12 protein-coding genes are annotated in these 22876 nt (G+C 43.2%); 6 read left to right on the forward strand and 6 right to left on the reverse strand.

Annotation, left to right across the window (positions count from 1 at the left end; translation table 11 throughout):
• Window positions 1-850 precede the first annotated feature (850 nt).
• A complete protein-coding gene (locus FW778_RS12645; protein WP_150415087.1) occupies window positions 851-1498 on the forward strand; it encodes a DUF6266 family protein in 648 nt (215 codons plus the stop codon).
• 256 nt (window positions 1499-1754) lie between these two features.
• Here FW778_RS12645 and FW778_RS12650 read toward each other — a convergent pair whose 3' ends face one another.
• Window positions 1755-2306: a lipid-binding SYLF domain-containing protein gene (locus tag FW778_RS12650; RefSeq protein ID WP_150415088.1), complete on the reverse strand. Its 552-nt coding sequence runs from the start codon at window positions 2304-2306 to the stop codon at window positions 1755-1757.
• A gap of 420 nt (window positions 2307-2726) precedes the next feature.
• Between FW778_RS12650 and FW778_RS12655 the strand changes: the two genes are divergently transcribed.
• Entirely contained in the window at window positions 2727-7232 is a 4506-nt protein-coding gene (locus FW778_RS12655) for a PA14 domain-containing protein (RefSeq protein ID WP_150415089.1), read from the forward strand.
• 133 nt (window positions 7233-7365) lie between these two features.
• Here the strand turns inward: FW778_RS12655 and FW778_RS12660 are convergent, their stop codons facing one another.
• On the reverse strand, window positions 7366-7968 hold the full coding sequence (locus tag FW778_RS12660) for a hypothetical protein (RefSeq protein WP_150415090.1): 603 nt from the start codon (window positions 7966-7968) through the stop codon (window positions 7366-7368).
• A 218-nt stretch (window positions 7969-8186) separates the two neighbouring features.
• Between FW778_RS12660 and FW778_RS12665 the strand changes: the two genes are divergently transcribed.
• Window positions 8187-9041, forward strand: coding sequence for a DUF6089 family protein (locus FW778_RS12665; RefSeq protein ID WP_150415091.1), 855 nt, complete (start codon window positions 8187-8189; stop codon window positions 9039-9041).
• A gap of 177 nt (window positions 9042-9218) precedes the next feature.
• Here the strand turns inward: FW778_RS12665 and FW778_RS12670 are convergent, their stop codons facing one another.
• The 3 genes from FW778_RS12670 to FW778_RS12680 form a co-directional block, all read right to left on the reverse strand.
• The gene (locus tag FW778_RS12670; protein WP_235906243.1) at window positions 9219-10328 is read right to left on the reverse strand and encodes a zinc-dependent alcohol dehydrogenase family protein; all 1110 of its coding nucleotides are present in this window, start codon (window positions 10326-10328) and stop codon (window positions 9219-9221) included.
• Between the two features lie 170 nt (window positions 10329-10498).
• On the reverse strand, window positions 10499-11758 hold the full coding sequence (locus FW778_RS12675; RefSeq protein WP_150415092.1) for a response regulator: 1260 nt from the start codon (window positions 11756-11758) through the stop codon (window positions 10499-10501).
• A 6-nt stretch (window positions 11759-11764) separates the two neighbouring features.
• Window positions 11765-17896 (reverse strand): HAMP domain-containing protein, encoded by a 6132-nt coding sequence (locus FW778_RS12680; protein ID WP_150415093.1) that lies wholly within the window; start codon window positions 17894-17896, stop codon window positions 11765-11767.
• 148 nt (window positions 17897-18044) lie between these two features.
• Here FW778_RS12680 and FW778_RS12685 point away from each other — a divergent pair, with 148 nt between their 5' ends.
• From FW778_RS12685 to FW778_RS12695, 3 genes are all read left to right on the forward strand, one after another.
• Window positions 18045-18470 carry a response regulator gene (locus tag FW778_RS12685; RefSeq protein WP_150415094.1) on the forward strand — a complete coding sequence of 142 codons (426 nt, stop codon included), beginning with the start codon at window positions 18045-18047 and terminating at the stop codon, window positions 18468-18470.
• A gap of 74 nt (window positions 18471-18544) precedes the next feature.
• Window positions 18545-19348, forward strand: a complete 804-nt coding sequence (locus FW778_RS12690; protein ID WP_150415095.1) for a sensor histidine kinase — start codon at window positions 18545-18547, stop codon at window positions 19346-19348.
• 3 nt (window positions 19349-19351) lie between these two features.
• Complete coding sequence (locus FW778_RS12695) at window positions 19352-20866, forward strand: sensor histidine kinase (RefSeq protein ID WP_150415096.1); 1515 nt, start codon at window positions 19352-19354, stop codon at window positions 20864-20866.
• A 107-nt stretch (window positions 20867-20973) separates the two neighbouring features.
• Here the strand turns inward: FW778_RS12695 and FW778_RS12700 are convergent, their stop codons facing one another.
• The gene (locus FW778_RS12700; RefSeq protein WP_150415097.1) at window positions 20974-22842 is read right to left on the reverse strand and encodes an alpha-amylase family glycosyl hydrolase; all 1869 of its coding nucleotides are present in this window, start codon (window positions 22840-22842) and stop codon (window positions 20974-20976) included.
• Between the last annotated feature and the right edge of the window lie 34 nt (window positions 22843-22876).

Here is a 22876-nt window from a genome sequence, read left to right on the forward strand (position 1 = left end):
AAATAAGGACTTACGAGCATTAGAAGATTGCCACGGCGCAACAAAATTCCTTCTTCACTTCAACATCTGTTATACGCCTCGCAATTGCGAGAAGCCTTGTAAGTTGCCAATCGGTTCCTTAATTTCTTTGGCCTTTTTTGCAAACAAAAACTACGAATATTAAATCTATAACAAAAATTCAATTTCAATAAGCCACATTGCCTGGCATACAAAAAACAGCACTGCCAACCGGTGCGACCATCCCGGCCCTACCTGCTGTTTTTAAATTATAGTAGCTGCATTTTTTTACCCTTTTGTGACCCGGGCTGTAGCTATTCATCTAGTAAATAAATCCTGGGGCATTGTATAATAAAATGTTTTATAAAACGTTTTAAAAGGGCGTGCCTTGTGTAGGCGACCTCTTAAACACCGAAGCTTCCCAGGTCAATTTTGGGAAGCTTTTTTTTTGTCTGACCATAATTTATTTGATTAAAGGATTAAAGGATTATTGAAGAGGGCTGTTGCTTTAATCATGGTAATCTTTTAATCTTTTTGTCTGAACCATGATTTCCTGATTTAAGGATTAAAGGATTAATTACGACGCCTGGTGCTTTAATCATGGTAATCCTGTAATCCTATTAATCATGGTTCAAATTATTAATCATGGTAATTCTTTTAATCCTTTTAATCATGGTTTCTTTTTCTCTAAAAGGGTAGTAAATCGTTTGTTATTCGGTCGTAAACCGGTTGTTATTCGGTCGTCAATGACCGAATAAGCTCCGCCATAAGACCAATTTCTTTTCGTTTTACCAAACAATAAAACGATAGCAGGAGCGTTTTATTCTGTTTGTTTATTATTAAAAATAGTTTTATGGCTAGAATTCCCAATGGTATTACAGGAGAATTTATCGGAACTGCCGGTAACGTTTCGGGTTATATGAGATTTGGTACCAACTTCCTCCGCAGCAGGCGAAGAAAATCAACCAACGCCATGACGCCTAAGCGGCTGGCGCAGCAACAAAAAATTAAAGTGTGCAACGACTTTACCAGGCCATTTGCCGGCCGCGGCTTCTTTACTAAAACCTTCCCGGCTTATGGCAGCAAGGGCTCGGGGTTTAACAGGGCAACCAGTGCGCTTATGAACCAGGCGATAGTTGGCAGTTACCCGGAAACTGCGGTGTCGTACCCGCTGGTACTGGTATCACAGGGGCCACTACCCTCGCCGGTAAATGCATCGGCAGCGCTGAATAACGAAGGCAATATAGTGTTTTCATGGACCGATAATACGGGAACCGGCACCGCGAAAGCCAATGACAAGGCAGTGTTGGTGGCTTATTTTCCCGGGCTACAACAGGTGGTCTTTAGCCTGGATGCCGGCACGAGAGCGGCCGGAACAGCAGTACTACAGGTAAGCCCTATGAGGGGTGCAGTCGCCGAAACATGGATGGGTTTTATAAGCAATGATGAAAAAGATGCCGCGGATAGTGTGTATACCGGGAGCGTGGGTGTTGAACTGTAATTTGCAGGATTGAAGGCTTGGTTGTCTGAACCTAATCATGGTTCATTTTTACTGAACTTGCTTTTGCCAATTAATTTACCTACTGCTGCATTTTTTCAATAACGATGGCTAGTTCTTTGTTTTGTTTTTGTGACTCATTATTCTCATCCGGCAGCCCCGTTGTTCTCTAGGCATAGGCGGACGCTGCTGTGAGGTTGCGCTCGTGACAGGTAATAAATTGAAAGTGAGCAGAAGTTCTGCCAAATCAACTTCCTACTTAAAATTTTCTGAACCTGAACTTTTGCCCTCCTATCGAAGCCTCATACATCAGCCCTCCTTTCTGTTGGGTAAATATCATTACACCATCAGCATACTTCGCGTTGCCGGAAGCTCCTTCAGTAACCGCAACAGCAGAAGCCTGGGCAGAAAACTGTAATTTATTTTCTTTAAACTTGTCCATATCTTTTTTCGCTTCAAAAAATATAACCTCCCTATATGCCTGACCGCCCGCCTGGAAACCGATATTAACCTGGGTTAATCTTGCCTTACCAATCATTTTTCCTTTTTCATACACTATTCCATTACCGGAGGCTCCGCCAATGCCAAGGCCTCCCTTGCCCACGTTGGGAAAGATAACGTACCCATAGGCATTATTAAATAAACTTTTCATCAGGCCATCTACCTTAATGAATTCGGCCCTAGCAGTTTTAGTGTCTGCTATTATGCGCTGGTCGGTTTTACTATGTTGACTCACTGCCTTAAAGGAAATAACAATGGCTAACAGCGTAATTATCCATTTTATTTCCTGGAAAATATTTCTCTTTTTCATACTGTTTTTTTTGTAAGTTATGCACCAGGCCGCCAGGATACAATGACATCGGTCATAGCATTGAATAAGGGTCGTCATAGTCTAATTATCTACGAGGGTTAAAATCCTTTTAATCTTGTTTCAGAATATTTGTCTGAACCACGATTTGCCTGATTAAAGGATTAAAGGATTATTTGCAAGTCACGCGGCTTTAATCATGGTAATCTTTTGATCTTTTTAATCATGGTTCAGATTTTTAATCACGGCTCAGGTAATCTTGTAAATTAAGCGCCAGCCGTGCATGCGTACTGCGCATAAACGTATCCGTTATGTTAAGGATCTCATGAGCAAACAGCTGGAAAATTTTTAATCTATATAAAAAAAAATTATCATCTTTGTAGTGAATATTACCTCGAGACGCCAAAATTAATTTAAACGTTTATGAGGTTATTTATATTCATCTCCGCTCTTGTTATGAGCAGCTTATTCGCTACCGCCCAAACAGGAGTTTCCGTACTTACCCAGCACAATGATATTAATCGCACCGGCTGGAACAATAAAGAAACTATCTTAAATCCTGCCAACGTTAGTTCCGGTAATTTTGGCCGCATCGGCACATTTAACGTGGATGACGAGGTATATGCCCAACCGCTGGTCGTTAATAACATTACGGTAGGCAATCATACCGGCAGCGTGTTATATACGGCCACTGTAAATAACACCGTGTATGCTTTTGACGCAGACGATGTAACTGACACGGCGTATTTATGGAAGGTAAGTTTAAATCCATCCGGCCAGCGGGCGCCCAATACTGCTGACCTAAAAGATGCGCAATGGGGAACACCTTGTGCGGGTAATTACCTCGATTTCTCAGGAAGGATTGGTATTGTTGGAACGCCGGTAATTGATACCGTCACCAATACATTATATGTTGCCGCCAAAACTATTGACGCTAATGGAAATTTTTATGCATACCTGAATGCTTTGGATTTAAAAACGGGTCAGCAAAAAACAGGCAGCCCTCATTTAATTTCAGCCCAAGTGAATGGCACCGGCGCCGGAAGCGTAAATGGTAAGGTAGCCTTCCAGGCTAAATTTCAAAATCAACGGCCGGGCCTGCTTTTGTATAATAACGTGGTATATGTAGCCTTCGCCTCACATTGCGATTGGGGTCCCTATCACGGGTGGGTTTTAGGCTTTGACGCAGGCACACTGAATTTCAAGTATGCCTACAATACAACCCCTGATGCAAGATTGGGGGGCATCTGGATGTCTGGACAAGGTATAACGGTTGGGCCGGATGGAAATCTTTATGTAACCACCGGGAATGGTGTTACCACACCTGATAATACGATAACAGGAAGCAGAAGTTCCAGCATGATAAAACTTTCGCCTCAACTAACACAGCTTGATTGGTTTACGCCGGCGAATTATGCTTACCTGGACTCCACAGACGGGGATTATGGAAGTGACGGGGTATTAATAATTCCCAATTCCAGCACTACGGTTTCAGGATCAAAAGAAGGTATTTCTTATGTGATTGACTATAACAACATGGGTCGTTTCGATTCCCTGAACAGGCAGGTAAAAGATACACTCATCTGGAACCCAAACACATTTGGGGATATTCATGTCCATGGTTCACCGGTGTATGCACAGTTAAACGGGAAAGAATTTGTATATGGGTGGGCAGAAAGCTCTAATCTTCATCAGTTTAGTTATGACAGAAACACTGGAACATTCCTGAATGCTTACAAACAGGGAAACAGGACGCTTGATAACGGGATGCCGGGTGCTATGTTGTCTTTATCATCTAACGGAGCGGATACTTCTTCGGGAATTGTCTGGGCTTGTTTCCCTACGTCAGGAGATGCTAACCACCAGGTGAGGCCTGGAAGTTTTGCAGCATACAAAGCGAATGATGTTTCGGCAGGTGAATTATGGAATAGCGATCAAAACCCTAATGATGTTATAGGGTACTTTGCAAAATTTAACCCGCCTACAGTTGCTAACGGGAAGGTATATGTGCCTACTTTCTCCAAAGCGATAAAAGTATATGGCATACTTCCGCCGGATACATCAAGGTGCGTTAATAACGGAACAGGCCTCAAAGCCGAATATTTTTCAAACACAGCTCCTACAGATCCTTTTCCGGCTACTGCTACAATTACAACAACAACTCCCACCATCAATTTTAACTGGGGAACCGGTGGCCCGCCCGGAATCAGTACCGATTTTTTCAAAGCAAGGTTTACCGGTACTGTACAAAGTATTGATGCAGGAACCTATACCTTCTATGTTACTTCAGATGACGGCTTTAGATTATGGATAAACAACCAGTTAGTGATAGATAAATGGATTGACAAATCAGCGTCAGAAGACAGTGCAACCATTACTTTATCCAAATGCACAAAAAATTTTATAAAGCTTGAGTATTACGAAAATCAGTATGATGCCGTTTGTATCCTGAAATGGAAGGGGCCGGGTATAATAAAGCAGGTGATCCCAGCTGTACTATTATATCCACCGGACACGACGGTACAATGCATAAGTAACGGCACAGGCCTGTTAGCTGAATATTTTTCCAACACAGCATCTACAGCGCCTTTTCCCGCTACCCCTACGGTTACAAAAACAGAACCCACCATCAATTTCAGCTGGGGAACCGGCGGCCCGCCGGGAATAAGCGTTGACTCCTTTAAAGCGAGGTTTTCCGGTGCTGTACAAAGTCTCGACGCAGGCACCTACACCTTTTATGTAACCTCAGACGATGGTTACAGGCTTTGGGTAAATAACCAGTTGGTACTTGACCGGTGGTTCGACAAATCGCCGTCGGAAGACAGCGTAAACGTTCCCTTAGCCGGGTGCACGAAAAACTCCATAAAGCTGGAGTATTATGAAAACCTATATGACGCCACGTGTATACTAAAATGGAGCGGGCCGGGCATATTAAAACAGGTGATCCCGGCTATTCAATTATACCCGGTGGATTCCACAAAATGCACCAGCAACGGAACCGGCCTGCTGGCCCAATATTATTCAAACACGGCACCCACAGATCCTTTCCCTGCGACTGCTACGGTTACAAAAACAGAACCGACCATTAATTTTAACTGGGGCACGGGCGGGCCCCCGGGCATCAGTATCGATTTTTTCAAGGCAAGATTTACCGGTACTGTACAAACGATTACCACCGGTACTTACACCTTCTATGTTACTTCAGATGACGGCTTTAGATTATGGATAAACAACCAGTTAGTAATAGATAAATGGATAGACAAATCCGCCTCTGAAGACAGTGTAAGCATTCCCCTGCCCGGGTGCACCAAGAATGTTATAAAGCTTGAGTATTATGAAAACCAGTATGATGCCGTTTGCATTCTGAAATGGAGCGGGCCAGGCATTGCGAAGCAGGTGATTCCGGCTATTCAGTTATATCCTGCAGATACAACAATTGCCTGTGGGGACCCGGCAGGGTTACAATCGGGCAGCATAACTACAACCAGTGCTGTTGTTAGCTGGACTGCGGTTTCTAATGCAACCAGCTATAGTGTGGATTTTAAATTAGATTCTTCCAATACCTGGATAAACGCTGCCAGTGCCACTATTGCCACTTCCGTTACCTTAAGCAGTCTGCAGGCCGGCAGCCTGTATGACTGGCGCGTGGAAGCAACCTGCTCCGGTGGTACCGGTAATTATATTGCGGCGCAATTCACGACCTTGCCGCAAAGCACCTGCAATGCCCCCTCAAATTTAAGTTCGTCTTCCATTACTGGCAGCAGTGCAACAGTAAGCTGGGGGGCAGTTAGTGGCGCATTAAGTTATAATGTAGATTATTCTTTGTCGGGTCAAAATTCATGGACGTCTGGTGCATCTGCCACCACTTTAACGTCAGTAACCATTGCGGGTTTAAATTCTTCAACCACTTATGATTGGAGAGTTAGATCCAACTGTAGCAGCACGTCTAGCAGCGGGTATACTACAGCTTCATTCACAACTTTGGCTTCGGCTACCTGCAATGCACCAGCAAGCTTAAATACTACTTCCATTACAAGCAGTGGTGCAACAGTAAGCTGGGGGGCAGTTAGTGGTGCATTAAGTTATGACATGCAATATGGCACTTCCGGCTCTGGCCCATGGACAACCGTGAATACCACTTCAACATCAGTGAATATTACGGGCTTAAGTGCCTCTGCCATTTATTACTGGCAGGTGAGAACCAATTGTTCTTCCGGAAGCAGCGCCTATACAAATGCTTTGCAATTCACTACAAGTGCTGCGGGCTGTACGGACGCGTTGGAGCCCAATAATACCTTGGCCACTGCACAATCGATTTCTATTGGAGCAAATGTAAACGCAGAGATTGCTTCGTCTACCGATGTAGATTATTACGTTTTCACCACAAGCGGAAGTCAGAAAAATGTCAAGGTAAACCTAACCAATCTTCCGGCAAATTATAACCTGGCATTATACAATAGTAAAGGAAATCAGTTGGCAACTTCCACCAATGGAGGCACCTCGGGTGAAACACTGGTCTACAATAATAATAAAGCGGGTACCTATTACGTGAAAGTATATGGCGCCACTTCAAGTGATTACAGTTCCACACAATGCTATTCGCTGCAGGTATTAACCGGCAACACCGCTTTTACAGCTACTGTTGCAGGAATTATCGATAACACAACTATTTCCAATGCAGGCCTGAGGCTCTATCCTGTTCCTGCTTCGTCAGACATCACGATTTCCTTTGATGCAGCTGCCGCAGGAAAAGCAATAGTGACGATCATCAATCAATTGGGACAAGAGGTATATCGCCGGCAGGTAGACATCACCAGCGGTAATAACACGAATAACATCAACCTCAGCAAACTTGTATCCGGCGTATATATGCTGAAATTGCAAACAACGGAAAGTATTCAATCCCGCAAGTTGATAATTAGTAAATAGCTAATACCATGCGGAATAAAAGGGGCTGGCCCGGCAAGCCAGCTTTTTTATTGGGAATTATAACCAAAAACCGTTGGTCACAACTTTCTAACTCCGGCCAGAGGCGAGAGTGTGTTGGCTTACATCCGTGGTTCTACTTAAGCCTGACTTTAAATTTGCCGGCGGTAATTACTGCTGTATCGCCATTTGCTTTATAAACCGTGCCGCTGAAAGTGCCCGTGGCAATACCGGTAGCATAAATAAAACTTTGTACCGTTACAGAAAACGGAGCCGGCGGTAGGCTTATAAGTATATCTTTTGCAGCATGATTGTCATAATAATAGAAAGCTGCGCGGGCGGTGGTGAGGTTGAACCTGTCCTGATCCAGTGGTACCGAAAGGTAGGCAGATATGACAAGGCCGGTATCAACAGAACAGGCCGAAGGCCCGAATAAAGTAAAATCCTTTTTTGAATAGCCACCGATAAAGCCGGAATTGGTAACTCCTCCGCATAAAAAAGAATTACCTGTTTTGAAACTCCATTGCCCGGTGGAAAGCTCTGTTGAGGAATTACACAGTGGACACGCCGGAAATTCTTTAACAACAACCGGACCCGGATTGGCAGTCGTATCTCTTACAATTCTTGCAGTATCTCCGCCTTCATAACTATATTCTTTGTAGCAACCGGTGTTTTGAAGCATGAGTACCGGCAAGACGAAAGCGAGTGCTAATAAATGGTATTGCTTTATACGCTTCATAAATACTACTGCTAAACGGGGAAAACTTCCCTTAACAAACTTAACTCATTTTTGTAAGGGAAAGTGCATTGGAAGTTAAACGCATTTTTCTTACATAAGGTTTGCTTTCAACAATTAATTAACGCAGCCGAACTACCCCTGTACCCGAAGATCTGAAATAAACAGGATAAGAAAACGTTAGTTAATTTTAATTATAATATTCTCTTATTTTATTTTCAATGAAAAAATTATTTATTGCTTTTTGTTTATTGCCGATGCTAACGGTAGCGCAAAACTTTCATTTCTCCGGGCGGCTTGGCGTTGCAAATTACCAGGGCGATTTGAAAGCAAAAGCTATTTCACTGTCGCAGGCCAAATTAATGGGTTCACTGGGTGCGCAATACGACCTCTCTGAACACATCACTGCGAGGAGTTATTTAACGCTCACCTCGCTGCAGGCTGATAATAAAAAAGGAACAGTTGCGATGCAACAACGGAACCTCAATTTCCGGTCAAAAATTGCCGACTGGGAACTGACAGCACAGTATAGCTTTTTTAATCTTAACGACCGTTGGTGGACGCCTTATGTATTTGCCGGCGTGGGTGTTTATCACTTTAATCCCTACACGAAGGACACTAGCGGCAAAAAATATTTTCTGCAACCACTGAGCACAGAAGGCGAAGGTTTTATAAACGGCGCGAAAAATTATAAACTTACGCAATTTAGCGTCCCCGTTGGGTTTGGGGGAGAGTATTCACTCAACGAAGACATGCGGCTGGGAATTGAATTTGGTTACCGGAAAATATTTACGGATTACCTCGACGATGTTAGCAATAATTATGTAGATGAAGGCAGCCTGTTTAATGCAAGAGGAGCCAAGGCTGTTGAGCTGGCCTACCGGGGCAATGAAGTACAGACCGGGCCTTACCCCGCAGCGGGCGCCAGGCGTGGCAACCCCAATATTAAGGATGGTTATTATTATGTAGCGGTCACCTACACGGTCCGTTATTTTTTCGATAAGTACAAAGAGATAGCCGGCCTTCTTCATGGAAAGAAAGACAAAAGAGTGGGCTGCCCGGCCTCCAGGCAATGATGGGTAATTCTCTGAATCTTAATTTGTATGATTGAAGGATTAAGTGCCTGAACCTTGATTTGCATGATTAAAGGATTGAAGGATTGAAGGCTATTAATCATGGTTCAGCTAATTATAAAAAAAGCTGTTGGCGGTTAAGCCAACAGCACCCTGATCTGAAAAACCACACTTTACTACTTAGTTGGTGAGTATAACTTTTAGGGCTTTTTCTTTTGCGGCATTTCCAAAGGTATCATAGGCTTCAATTATCTGGTCCAGCTTAAAGTGGTGTGTGATGAGGTTATTAGGGTCCAGTTTTTTAGATTGAACCGTCTTTAACAACATAGGCGTGGTAACCGTATCCACCAGTCTCGTTGTAATGGTAATGTTCTTTGCCCACAAGGTTTCGAGATGGAGGGTGGCGCTTTTTCCATGTACGCCAATGTTGGCTACACGGCCGCCGGGAGCAATTATTTCGGCGCATAACTCAAATGTATCCGGTGTTCCTACTGCTTCAATAGCTGTATCCACTCCCTTACCATTAGTAAGGCTCTTAATTTTTTCAATTACATCCACATTACGGCTATTGATGGTTTGCGTAGCGCCGAAAGTTTTGGCAACCTCCAGCCGGTTGTCATCCATATCTACCATTATAATTTCAGCCGGGGAATAAAATTGCGCTGTGAGCAAAGCGGCTAAGCCAATGGGGCCTGAACCTACTATGGCTATGGTGTCCCCGGGTTGCACCTGGCCGTTTAACACGCCGCATTCAAAACCGGTGGGTAAAATATCGCTTAGCATCACAAGGGCTTCTTCATCGGAGCCAGCAGGAATGGGATAAAGGCTGTTATCGGCATGGGGTATTCTTACATATTCTGCCTGGGTGCCGTCTATCAGGTGTCCCAATATCCATCCGCCATCTTCGCAATGAGAGTACATTCCTTTCTTGCAATATTCACATTTGCCACAGGAGGTGATACAGGATATCAAAACATGATCCCCTTTTTTGAAATTGCTCACTCCGGTTCCCACTTCTTCTATAATACCTACGCCTTCATGGCCAATGATTCTGCCGTCCGTTACTTCCGGCACATCTCCTTTCATAATATGAAGGTCAGTACCGCATATAGTGGTTTTCAAAATTTTCACCACTGCATCTGTTGGTTTTTGAATTACAGGCAGGGGTTTTTGTTCCCATGATTTTTTACCGGGACCATGGTACACCAATGCCATCATGATATTTGTCTTAGGGGTAAGATTAGCCTCGGGAGGGTTTTTAATGGCCGCCGGCCGCACCAATGTTTCCATGATTATAAGTTTTAATTGTTAGGAATATTTGCAGCGAATGTCTGCTTTAATAAGCGGGGAATAAATGACCTTGGTCAGGGTAACAGGTGATTACAAAGCGAGGGAAAATGAAGAATCTTTTTGAGAGTAATGGTAACGGGTGGTGGTTCATGCTGTAGTAGCTATTTAAACTAACTTGTTTCGGGCAATGGCTGCACTTCGGGCAATTCGACAATGAATGTAGCACCTTCGCCCGGTTTGCCAATAGCCCTGATAAAGCCATTGTGCTTATCAACAATTTTTTTACAAATAGATAACCCAACCCCCGAACCCTGGTACTCATGATAGCTGTGCAGCCGCTTGAAAATGACAAAGATGTCATCGGCATAAGCAGGGTCGAAGCCGATACCATTGTCTGAAACCGACAGGCGGTAGTAATTTGCGTTGAGATGGTTTTTTATTTTTTCCGCTGAAATGTTAATGGCAAGAACAGTATCTTTTTTCCTGAACTTAATGGCGTTACTGATTAAGTTATAAAACAACTGCCGTATCAAGGGAGGTATGGCCCAGATCACCGGCAGGTCATCAATGGTTATCTGTGCATTGTTTTTTTCTATTTCTATTTCCAGTTCCAGCATGGCTTCTTTAACGAGTTCATTCAGGTTAATGTTCACAAAATCATCTGTTTGTACTGTATGCCTTGAAAACTCCAGCAGGTCGTTGATGAGTGATTGCATCCTCTGGGAGGAGCCCACAATTTTTTTGAGGTATTTCTCCACCTCGGACTGGTTGTCCTGCTTCGATAATATCTTATCGCTGAAAACCATAATTTTCCGGAGAGGTTCCTGCAAATCGTGGGAGGCTACATAAGCAAACCGATCCAGCTCTTCATTGATGGCCAGCAAATGGGCATTATTGGCGATAAGCTGCTTGTTTAGCACCTTTATTTTTTCCTCGGATATTTTACGTTCTTCAATTTCTTTTTGCAGTGACCTGTTGGCGGTAAGTAATTTTTTTTCGTGTACCACCAGCTGCCGGTTCTTTCGATACAGTTCTACAAATACGCCGACTTTCGCTCTCAGGAGCTCCTGGTTTACCGGCTTATAAATATAATCCACCGCGCCCATGCGGTAGCCCTTGAAAATATATTCTTCTTCGTGGTTATGAGCCGTTATAAAAATGATGGGTATCCCTTTCAGTTTATCCCGCTCGTAAATGATGGTAGCGGTTTCAAAGCCATTGAGGTCTGGCATTTGAACGTCCATCAAAATCAGCGAAAAGTCATACTCTTTTAATAAAATTTTGAGAGCAGCCCTGCCGGAGTTAGCCTTTACTATAGTATAGTTGTCCTTTTCCAATACGGTTTCAATAGAAAACAGGTTGTCTTCCCGGTCATCAACTACTAAGATCTTTATATCACTTTTTTTTAAGGTGTCTTTTTCTGGTATCATTCCTGCTTATTTTTTATATAACCACACTCTCATAAGCGACATGAGCTGATCAATTTTTAAAGGCTTAGTTATATAATCAGAGGCCCCGGCTTCCAGGCATTTTTCTCGGTCGCCCTTCATGGCTTTTGCCGTTACGGCAATAATGGGAAGAGAGCTGTTTTTATGTTCTCTTCTTATTTTTTGGGTCGTTTCGTAACCATCCATTTCGGGCATCATAATATCCATCAGTACAATATCTATCTCTTTATTTTCACCAAGGATGTCCATGGCTTCCTTACCGCTTTCGGCTGTAATAGTATTTATGTTGAAACGTTCAAAAGCGGTGGTAAGTGCAAACAGGTTACGTACATCATCATCTACCACTAATACATTTTTATTGGTTAACACATCTTTCTTGGAACGCAGGTCTTCAATCATTTTTCTTTTTTCGGGAAGGAGGTCTTTGTGATCGATGTGTAACAGCATGATCGTTTCTTCCAATAAAAGATCGAGAGAATTTACATCTTTCAATAAAATCCTGTTGGCATATTGTTTCAGCTTTGTTCGTTCTTTGGCAGAAAAATCTTTAGCGGAATAAATTATTACCGGCGTCATTTCCATCTTTTTAAGCGCACTGATTTCTGTAACTAATTCCAGTCCCGAAATATCAGGCAACATAAAATCAACAATCAGGCAATCGTATAGATTACTTTTTATAAGCTCCAGCGCTTTTTTTCCTGAATTGACAATTTCAATTTCCAGCAGGTCGCCATTATCTAAAATTTTGGCAGCCTGCGAAGAATCCAGTTCGTTATCTTCAATTAATAATAGCCTCTTAGGCTTGCGGCTGTTAAACTCCACGATATCTGCAAAGAGCACGGTAAGCTCTTCGGTTTTTAATGGCTTCAGGTGAAAGCTTCTTGCGCCACGCTGCATCGCGAGCAGGCGGTTTTCCTCGCCCGAGATCAGGTGAACAGGAATATGCCTGAAATTAATATCATTCTTAAAGAGATCAAGAATACGCCACCCGCTGGCATCCGGTAATTTCACATCGAGTGTAACTGCTATTGGCGTAAACTTATTAGCCAGCTCAAACACATCGCCAAAACTGGCAGCCACCACTACTTTTAAGTCCATCTCGTGCGCCTTTTCTATGGTGATCCTGGCAAACCTCACATCATCTTCCACCACCAACACTACTTTGTCTGTGCTGAGGATATTATTTCTGTCGTCGCCGATTTCATTGATTATTTCATTGAGCACATTCAGGTCTTTAGTCTCCGCTACCTTAATGGTGGGCACCGATTGAATGGCTACTTCACCGGCAGCTTCTTCCAACTGGTATTCACTAACGGTGAGGCTTGTGTGCTTTTCTTTACGGGTTACTGCGGCGTCATATTCAATAGGTAAAAAGAGAGTAAAGGTGCTTCCTATACCGGTCTGGCTCTCCAGTTCTATTGTTCCGCCCAGGAGTTCGGCAAGCCCGCGGCTGATGGATAAGCCGAGACCGGTTCCTCCATACTTACGGCTGGTAGATCCTTCTGCCTGCTGGAAAGCTTCGAAAATAATATTCTGCTTGTCTCTTGAGATTCCGATACCGGTATCTTTGATCTCGAATGCGACCACCTTACGGGCATTGTCCAGGCTTTCATTGCTTTGTTTCCAGTTGTGGCTGGCTTCATAGATCCTTAATCTTACCTCGCCTTTTTCGGTGAATTTAAAAGAATTGGAAAGCAGGTTTTTGAGGATCTGGTTAAGCCTTTGGGCATCGGTTTCCATGCTGGCAGGCAATCTTTCATCCATTTCAATAGTAAAGCGCAGGTTTTTGCTTTCAGATATATGTTTGAAGGTTGTTTCTACAAATGCTGTAATGGCGCTGAACCTGAGGCTTACAAAATCAGTGGAGATATAACCGGATTCGATCTTGGAAAGATCCAGGATGTCGTTGATAAGCTGGATGAGGTCGTCGCCGCAACTATGAATGGTTTTGGCATAACGAACCTGCTTTTCATTTAGGTTACCTTCATGATTTTCATATAATTGCTGCGCCAGTATCAATAAGGAGTTTAAGGGAGTGCGCAGTTCATGCGACATGTTTGCCAAAAATTCGGATTTATACTTGGAGGTTAGCTGCAACTGCTCGGCCTTATCTTCCAGTGATCTTCTTGCTTCTTCCACTTCCTTGTTCTTGGCTTCCACTTCTTCTTTTTGCTTGATCATTAATTGCGCCCTGTCTTCCAGTTCCTCATTGGTTCTTCTCAATTCTTCAGCCAAAGATTGCGACTGCTCCAAAAGCCCCTCAGTACGGGAGTTGGCTTCAATCGTATTAAGCACAATCCCGATACTTTCCGTTAGCTGGCTTAAGAAATCCAGGTGCGTTTCACTGAATGTATCGAAGGAAGCCAGCTCAATAACGGCTTTAATTTGTGTTTCAAATAAAACGGGAAGTACGATTAAATTCACCGGGGAAGCTTTACCCAGGCCGGAGCTGATCTTCACATAATTTTTAGGAACATTGGTTAACAATATTCTTTCTTTTTCCACGGCGCACTGCCCTACCAGGCCTTCGCCCAATTTAAATTCTTTGGCCGTTTTTACTTCATCGCCAAAAGCATAGGCAGCAAATAATTTCAGCTTTTGATGTTCAGTAATCTCATTTTGCTCCAGTATATAAAACATCCCTTTCTGGGCATTCACTACCTGGGCTAGCTCAGAAAGAATGCGGCGGGTTACCGTGTTCAAATCTTTCTGGCCTTGCAGCATTTGGGTAAACTTCGCAAGGTTCGATTTAAGCCAGTCCTGTTCCTGGTTTCTTAGCGTGGTTTTTTTCAGGTTAATGATCATCTGGTTGATGGTATCTTTCAACTCTTCTACCTCTCCCTTTGCCTCCACCCTAATCATCTGCGTTAGGTCTCCTTTTGTTACTGATGATGCCACTTCCGAAATGGCACGCACCTGTGTAGTCAGATTTTCCGCCAACTGGTTTACGTTTTCTGTAAGATTTTTCCAGATACCTGATGCGCCAGGCACGCTTGCCTGTCCACCTAAACGGCCCTCCACTCCCACCTCGCGGGCAACCGTGGTTACCTGGTCTGCAAATACCGCCAGCGTGTCAATCATTTCGTTTATGGTATCCGTTAGTTGAGCTACCTCGCCCTGTGAAACAATAGATAATTTTTGTTTCAGGTTCCCGGTAGCAACGGCTGTCACCACTTTGGCAATTCCCCGAACCTGGTTGGTAAGATTGGAAGCCATCATGTTCACTGAGTCTGTAAGGTCTTTCCACGTACCAGCAACCCCCTGGACTTCTGACTGGCCGCCCAGCTTTCCTTCCGTGCCAACTTCCCTTGCCACGCGGGTTACCTCGTAGGCAAATGAATTGAGCTGATCCACCATGGTGTTGATGGTATTTTTCAAATCGAAAATTTCTCCCTGTACGTCGATGGTTACCTTTTTGGAAAGATCGCCGGAGGCAACGGCCTTGGTTACTTCGGCAATATTGCGCACCTGTGATGTAAGGTTACCCGTCATTTGGTTTACCGAGTCGGTAAGGTCTTTCCATGTTCCCGCAACACCCGGTACAAATGCCTGTCCGCCCAGCTTTCCATCAGTACCCACCTCTCTCGCCACACGGGTTACTTCAGATGCAAATGCACGCAACTGATCCACCATGGTATTCAATGTTTCTTTCAATTGCAAGATTTCTCCACGAACATCCACCGTAATTTTTCTCGACATATCACCATTAGCAACTGCAATAGCAACGTCGGCGATATTCCTTACCTGTGCCGTTAAGTTACCAGCCATTTGGTTTACGGAGTCAGTAAGATCCTTCCATGTTCCTGCAACACCCGGTACGTTTGCCTGTCCGCCCAGTTTACCTTCGGTGCCCACTTCTCTTGCCACACGGGTAACTTCAGAAGCAAATGCGCGAAGCTGTTCCACCATGGTGTTGATCGTATTTTTTAATTCAAGGATCTCTCCTTTTACATCCACTTCAATTTTACGGGAAAGGTCACCGTTGGCCACTGCAGTGGTAACTTCTGCAATATTTCTTACCTGCGAGGTAAGGTTAGATGCCATCTTATTTACCGAATCCGTTAAATCTTTCCAAAGACCTTCCACACCGGGCACATCGGCCTGGCCGCCCAGCTTCCCTTCACTGCCTACTTCCCTTGCCACACGAAACACCTCAGAACCGAATGAGTTGAGCTGGTCCACCATGGTATTGATGGTATTCTTTAATTCAAGAATTTCCCCTTTTACATCCACAGTAATTTTCCTAGATAAGTCGCCCTTGGCAACAGCGGTGGTAACCTCTGCAATATTTCTTACCTGGGCCGTAAGGTTGGACCCCATCTGGTTTACTGATTCAGTCAGGTCTTTCCAAGTGCCCCCCACCCCTTTTACTTTTGCCTGCCCACCCAGTTTTCCTTCCGTACCAACTTCAAGCGCCACACGGGTTACCTCAGATGCAAAAGAGTTTAACTGATCCACCATCGTATTGATCGTTTTCTTCAATTCCAATATTTCTCCCGCCACATCCACGGTGATCTTTTTAGATAAGTCGCCGTTGGCAACAGCCGTTGTTACTTCAGCAATATTTCTTACCTGTGCCGTGAGATTGGATCCCATCTGGTTTACGGAATCAGTAAGGTCTTTCCACGTGCCACCGACACCCTGCACTTTTGCCTGGCCGCCGAGTTTACCTTCGGTACCCACCTCCAAAGCAACCCTTGTAACCTCAGATGCAAAAGAGTTCAACTGATCCACCATGGTATTGATGGTATTTTTTAATTCAAGAATTTCACCCTGCACATCCACGGTAATTTTCCTGGACAGGTCACCTTTAGCAACTGCAGTAGTTACATCAGCAATGTTACGAACCTGCGCCGTCAGATTTGATCCCATTTGATTCACCGACTCCGTTAAGTCTTTCCAAACACCCCCTACGCCTTTCACTGTTGCCTGACCGCCAAGTTTTCCTTCAGATCCCACTTCCCTTGCCACACGGGTAACTTCAGCAGAAAATGAATTTAGCTGGTCCACCATGGTATTGATGGTATTTTTTAGTTCGAGAATTTCTCCCTTTACATCCACGGTTATTTTACGGGACAAGTCTCCCCTTGCAACAGCCGTGGTTACTTCCGCAATGTTGCGCACCTGGCCGGTAAGGTTAGATGCCATCTGGTTTACAGAATCTGTAAGATCTTTCCAGGTTCCTGCAACACCTTTTACTTCTGCCTGGCCACCGAGTTTTCCGTCAGTACCCACTTCTCTTGCCACGCGGGTTACCTCAGATGAAAATGAATTCAACTGATCCACCATGGTGTTGATCGTATCTTTTAATTCAAGAATTTCCCCCTGCACGTCTACCGTAATTTTCTTGGATAGATCACCCTTTGCAACCGCTGTTGTTACTTCAGCAATGTTACGCACCTGGCCGGTAAGGTTCCCTGCCATTTGGTTTACGGAATCCGTAAGATCTTTCCACACACCGGCAACACCTTTTACTTTCGCCTGTCCGCCAAGGATACCTTCTGATCCTACTTCTCTGGCCACACGCGTTACCTCCATAGAAAACAAATTGAGCTGCTTCACCATATCATTTACTTCTTTGGCAATTCTTCCAAACTCACCTTGTAAGAGATGGTCGCCGATTTGCAGCGGCATTTCCTGCGAAAGATTTCCTTTGGCAACGGAACTAATTACATGTGCAATTTCAATAGTAGGATGCACAAGGTCTGATATCAGGTTATTAATAGAATCTACGCCCGTGCTCCATGAGCCTCTTGCAACCCGGGGCAGTTCTACCCTATGATTGAGTTTTCCCTCCTTGCCAATGGTATTACGGGCCAGGGTAAGTTCCCTGAATAATATTTCATTGAGTGAAATTATTTCGTTGAGCGTATCACAGATTTTTCCATTTAAGCCCACGCCATCTATGGGCATGCGCACGGTAAAATCCCCATTCTTCACCTGGTTTAAAACCTCCAGCAACAAATGGTTGTCTAAGTGGTCTTCCAACAGAAAAGTACCGGATCTCTGTTTAGCCTTACCGTTAGTTTTTTTCAACGCAACTGTCGTACCAGGGGTATTACCGGGTGATATCAGGTGAGCAGCAACAGGTTTTACTGAACCGTTAGTGTTCTTCTTCATAGAAATTTCTTAGGTAAATTATTAGTATACCAAACCTACAAAAAAAGACTTTTAAAAGCTGAACTTTTATTTTTAGTTTAAATTAAAGCAACGGGTATTTTGAAATTGTCTTAACTAAATTCATATCTTAGTAGGGCAAAATAACTTAATGAAAGAACAACATGCCGGGATTTCGCCGGTAACAAGTCCCTCAAAATTCATACTCCTTGGTGAAGACGACATAGACGACCAGGAAATACTCGAAGAAGTTTTTCTTAAAGCAGATGCGTCGCTTCAGTTGCAGTTTTTTAATAATGGCAGAAAGGTAATCTCGCACCTGGAAACCCCCGGTGATCATCTTCCCTGCCTTATCGTACTGGATTACAACATGCCCGAGTTGAACGGGGCCGACATTTTGAAAATATTATCATTTGATAAGCGCCTTGAAGCCATCCCGAAAATAATCTGGAGCACTTCTGATGCACCGGTTTACCGGAGCCTGTGTTTCGGATACGGTGCAACCGATTACCTGGTAAAGCCTTCGAAGATCAGTGCACTGGAAGATATGGTAAAATACATGCTGTCGCTTTGCTGAACACGGCTTACTAATCTATGCTAACCTGATAATATTTTTATTATAACATTGATAACACTGTAAAAATAAAATAGATGAAACCGCCGGAAATGTTATACCAGGAAAGGATTAACCAGGTAGAAACCGAATTGGTACATGCCCGCAGCCTAATCAATTATTACAAAAAAGCGCATGAGGATTTTATTATGATAGCTTCACACGACCTGCAGGCGCCACTGAGAAAACTGTCAACATTTGTGGAGCGATTGGTTTATAAGTTCCAGGAAGTAAAGGGCGATGAAGTTAATAACTATGTAGAGCGTATTCAGTCAACGCTTGCCGGCATGCGCAAAATGATAGACGGCCTTTCTGTTCTTACTTACACTTCAGAAGCAAGCCCGGGTTTCGCGAAATGCAGCCTGGACGAAATATTGCAACAGGTCTTAACAGACTTTGCATCTTTATTCGCAGAGGCTAACACAACCATTGAGTGCACTGCATTGCCGGTGATTGACGGGAACGCTGTGGAGCTAAAAAGTTTATTTGAAAATATTATACTCAACGCCGTTAAATTTCAGCACAAAGACGTTGGTTCAAAAATACAGATTACCACTATGCCGGTAAGCGATGCAGAACGGAACAAATTTAGCTTTGACGCAGCCAGCAGCTACCATAAAATTGTAGTTACAGACAATGGCGTTGGATTTGACGACCAATACTCCGACAAAATATTTGATCCATTCATACGTTTGCACGGTAAGTCAGATTTTGAGGGTAACGGATTCGGCCTCGCTTTATGTAAAAAAATTATTGAAAAACACCACGGCTTCATTTATGCAAAATCCAATAAAAATTCGGGCAGTAGTTTCATACTATTTTTTCCAGAGACACATAATTAATATATGCTAACATCCAAGAGAATAAAGATACTAGTGGTTGACGATGACGAAGATGATTATTTTATAATTTCAGATTACATAAATGAAATTGATAAAAATAAATTTGTTATTGATTGGTGTAATAGTTATCAATCCGCTGTTGAAAAATTCAAAGCAAAGGCATACGATATTTATTTTGTTGACTACCGGCTTGGAAACGAAACCGGCCTAGAACTGCTGAAGGAAGCCGTTAACCTGGAATGTGAAGACCCGATTATTCTACTAACCGGAAAAGGTAATAAAGTAATTGACATAGAAGCCATGAAAAGTGGCGCCACCGATTATCTCATTAAATCGGAATTAAATGCGGAAAAACTGGAGCGTTGCATGCGATACTCACTCGACCGCGCTGCCTACTTAAAAACGATAAGGGAAAGTGAGAAGCGGTTGAAAACTTTTTTCCGGAATGGACCTAATGCTATAATTGTTATAAATGAGGATGAAGAAATATTAGAATGGAACCCGCAGGCAGAAGTTATTTTTGGATTCACGGAGGCGGAAGTTCATGGCAAATTGTTATCGGAAACTATCATACCCCTGCAATATCGCCAGGCACATAAAAAAGGAATGACCCGTTTTTTGGGAACCGGTGTGGGGCCCTTTCTTAATAAAACGATCGAGGTAACGGCACTACATAAAAACGGCCATGAATTTTATGTGAGTATGAGCATCTCTAATGTGAAGATCCAGAGTGACTGGCTGTTCATTGCTTTTCTTTCGGACATTACTGAAAGAAAAAGAACCGAAGACGCATTGATACATAAAGAAGCGGAATTGTTACAGGCACGCTTGCTGGAAGAAAAGAAAAATGAATTTCTTTCCATCGCCAGTCATGAATTAAAAACGCCATTAACCACATTGAAAGCTTACGCAAGTATGGCCCTTGCCTTCAGTGAACATCAGGGCCCGGACATGATGCGGGATTATCTTTTTAAAATAGATCAGTACTGTAATAAGCTAACTTTCCTGATTAATGAATTGCTCGACGTATCAAAAATTCACGCCGGACGATTAATACTCAACCACACCGAAGTGGATACGGACCAGTTTCTCCCGGATGTCCTTAATTCAATGCAACAAATTACACAAACGCACCGGATAGTTTTAGAGCAGAATCACCCTGCAAAAGTTCACATGGACCCTCTTCGGCTCGAACAGGTAATTACCAACATAATAGGTAATGCGGCAAAGTATTCGCCGGGCCAGGAAAAGATTATCGTAAACTCCGTAAGAAACTGTGATGAAATCGTTATGTCTTTCAGGGATTTTGGAATAGGCATCCCCGAAGAGAAACTGGAAAAAATATTTGACCGCTTTTACAGGGTAGATGAAGAATCCAATAAATTCAGCGGCCTTGGAATTGGATTATTTGTGTCTTCAGAAATCGTAAAACAACACGGCGGAAAAATATGGGCCACTGTTAACGATGATGGTGGAAGTACATTTTATTTTACATTGCCCGCAGTGGATCGAAATTAATCTCTTCAATTGTCTGAACCTTGATGAGCACGGGTGACAGATGAAACGATGAAATTTCAGGTAATCATGCTGATCTTATAATCCCCCTATCATGGTTCAGATGATCACTAATGCATTAATTCCCACACATCTGCGGCTTTTGCAGCAACAGCAAAATCTTTTAAGGCAGTTACTTCACCGGTGATAATATTTTTCATTTTGGAGAAGCCCGTGGTTCTCTCAGCAAATGCGGAGGGAGAAATATTCTTTTGTTCTTTGGCAGTATTCATAACTACCATCACGGTTTGGTTAGAACTATACCTGAAATATACATACACTCCATCATCAAAAGGAACATACTGCATCATTTTACCGGTGGTAAGTGCGGCAGATGTTTTACGGAACCTGGCCAGCCTGGCAATGTAACTCCACAAATCTTCTTCCTGTGCATTGCGGCCCGCTGCTGTAAATTTATTCAATGAATCGGAAGGCCACCCACCGGGAAAGTCCTGCCGTACATGACCATCATTGGGGCTGGTAAAACCGGTAAGTCCTAACTCGTCGCCATAATAAATTTCCGGGATACCCCTGCACGTTAGTAGCCAGGTAAGGGCGGATTTATATTTTACCACATCTTCTCCAACCACCGAAAAGAAACGGGCCATATCGTGATTATCCAAAAAGATCACTTCGCGTGTAGGATCTTTGTACACAAAATCCTGCGCAAGGGTAGTATATAAATTATTAACGCCATCCGTCCATCCAAAATCTTTAGTCATTGCATCTGTTATTCCCCATAACGTTTGAAAATCTGTAGATGCCTGCAGGTTGCTTTTAAAAGGAATATCATAATTGTTTTGAACAAAATAACTTTGATTAGGAACGCCGTGCACCCACGTTTCTCCAAACATGGTGATATGCGGGTATTCATCCATCAATGCTTTATTGCACCTATTCATAAACGTTAGATCGTTATAGGCATAGGTATCTATTCGCCATCCGTCAATTCCAAATTCTTGCACCGTCCATAAGACATGTTGAATTAAAAAGCTGGCAACGTATGGATTGCTTTGGTTAAGATCAGGCATCTGGCTGGTAAACCATCCATCCGTCATTTTTATTTTATCGATATTACTGGCATAAGGATCAAAAAGCACCTGGTCTTTATAGTTAGTATTTGTATAAGAAGGCCACTGGTGCAGCCAGTCTTTCATGGGCATATCCTGCACCGTAAAATGATATAATCCCACATGGTTATACACGGCATCCTGTATGATCTTCATATTTTTCGCATGAGCGGCCGTTATTAAGTCTTTGTAACCTTTTTCCCCACCAATCCTCGGGTCAATAGTGTAGTGATCAGTAAATGCGTAACCATGTTCCGTACGGTTCGGCATATCATTTACAATAACCGGATTCAGCCACAATGTCGTTACTCCTAATGACTGTAAATAATCCAGGTGGTTCTGTATACCTTTTAAATCACCACCATGCCTGTAAAAAACAGAATCCCTGCCAAGGCTCTGGTCTCTCATTCCTGCAATGCGATCGTTTGTTGGGTCGCCATTACTAAAGCGATCAGGCATTATTAAATAAATAAAATCTTTTGAAGTAATTCCCTGCGAATAGTCTTTACCGTTACCCTTGCGGCGTGCCTTTAACTCATATTCAAGATGTATATCTTTTAGAAATGGAAAAGAGAACCTGCAAGGCTTTGCGTTTGGATCTATTGTAATATCGAGAAAAACATAATTGGGATTTTCAACGCGGTTTATTTGTGTGAGATACACTCCTGTTGCCAGTTTCACTCCCTGTGCGCTCATCTTTATCATTGGAAAATGGTCTGCAATTTTATCTCCATGCACCATTATTTGTATCTTATTCCACTTCATACCAACCCACCAGTTGGTGGGATAAACTTTGACATTTCCGGTTTGTGAAAATAGAACAGAAACGAAAGCTAAATAAAAAACCAAAAAAAATGAAAGCTTTTTCATTTGGGAAAGAATTTGGACGAGTAAGAATTCAATA

This window comes from Ginsengibacter hankyongi (genome assembly GCF_008710285.1).
Lineage (GTDB): Bacteria > Bacteroidota > Bacteroidia > Chitinophagales > Chitinophagaceae > Ginsengibacter > Ginsengibacter hankyongi.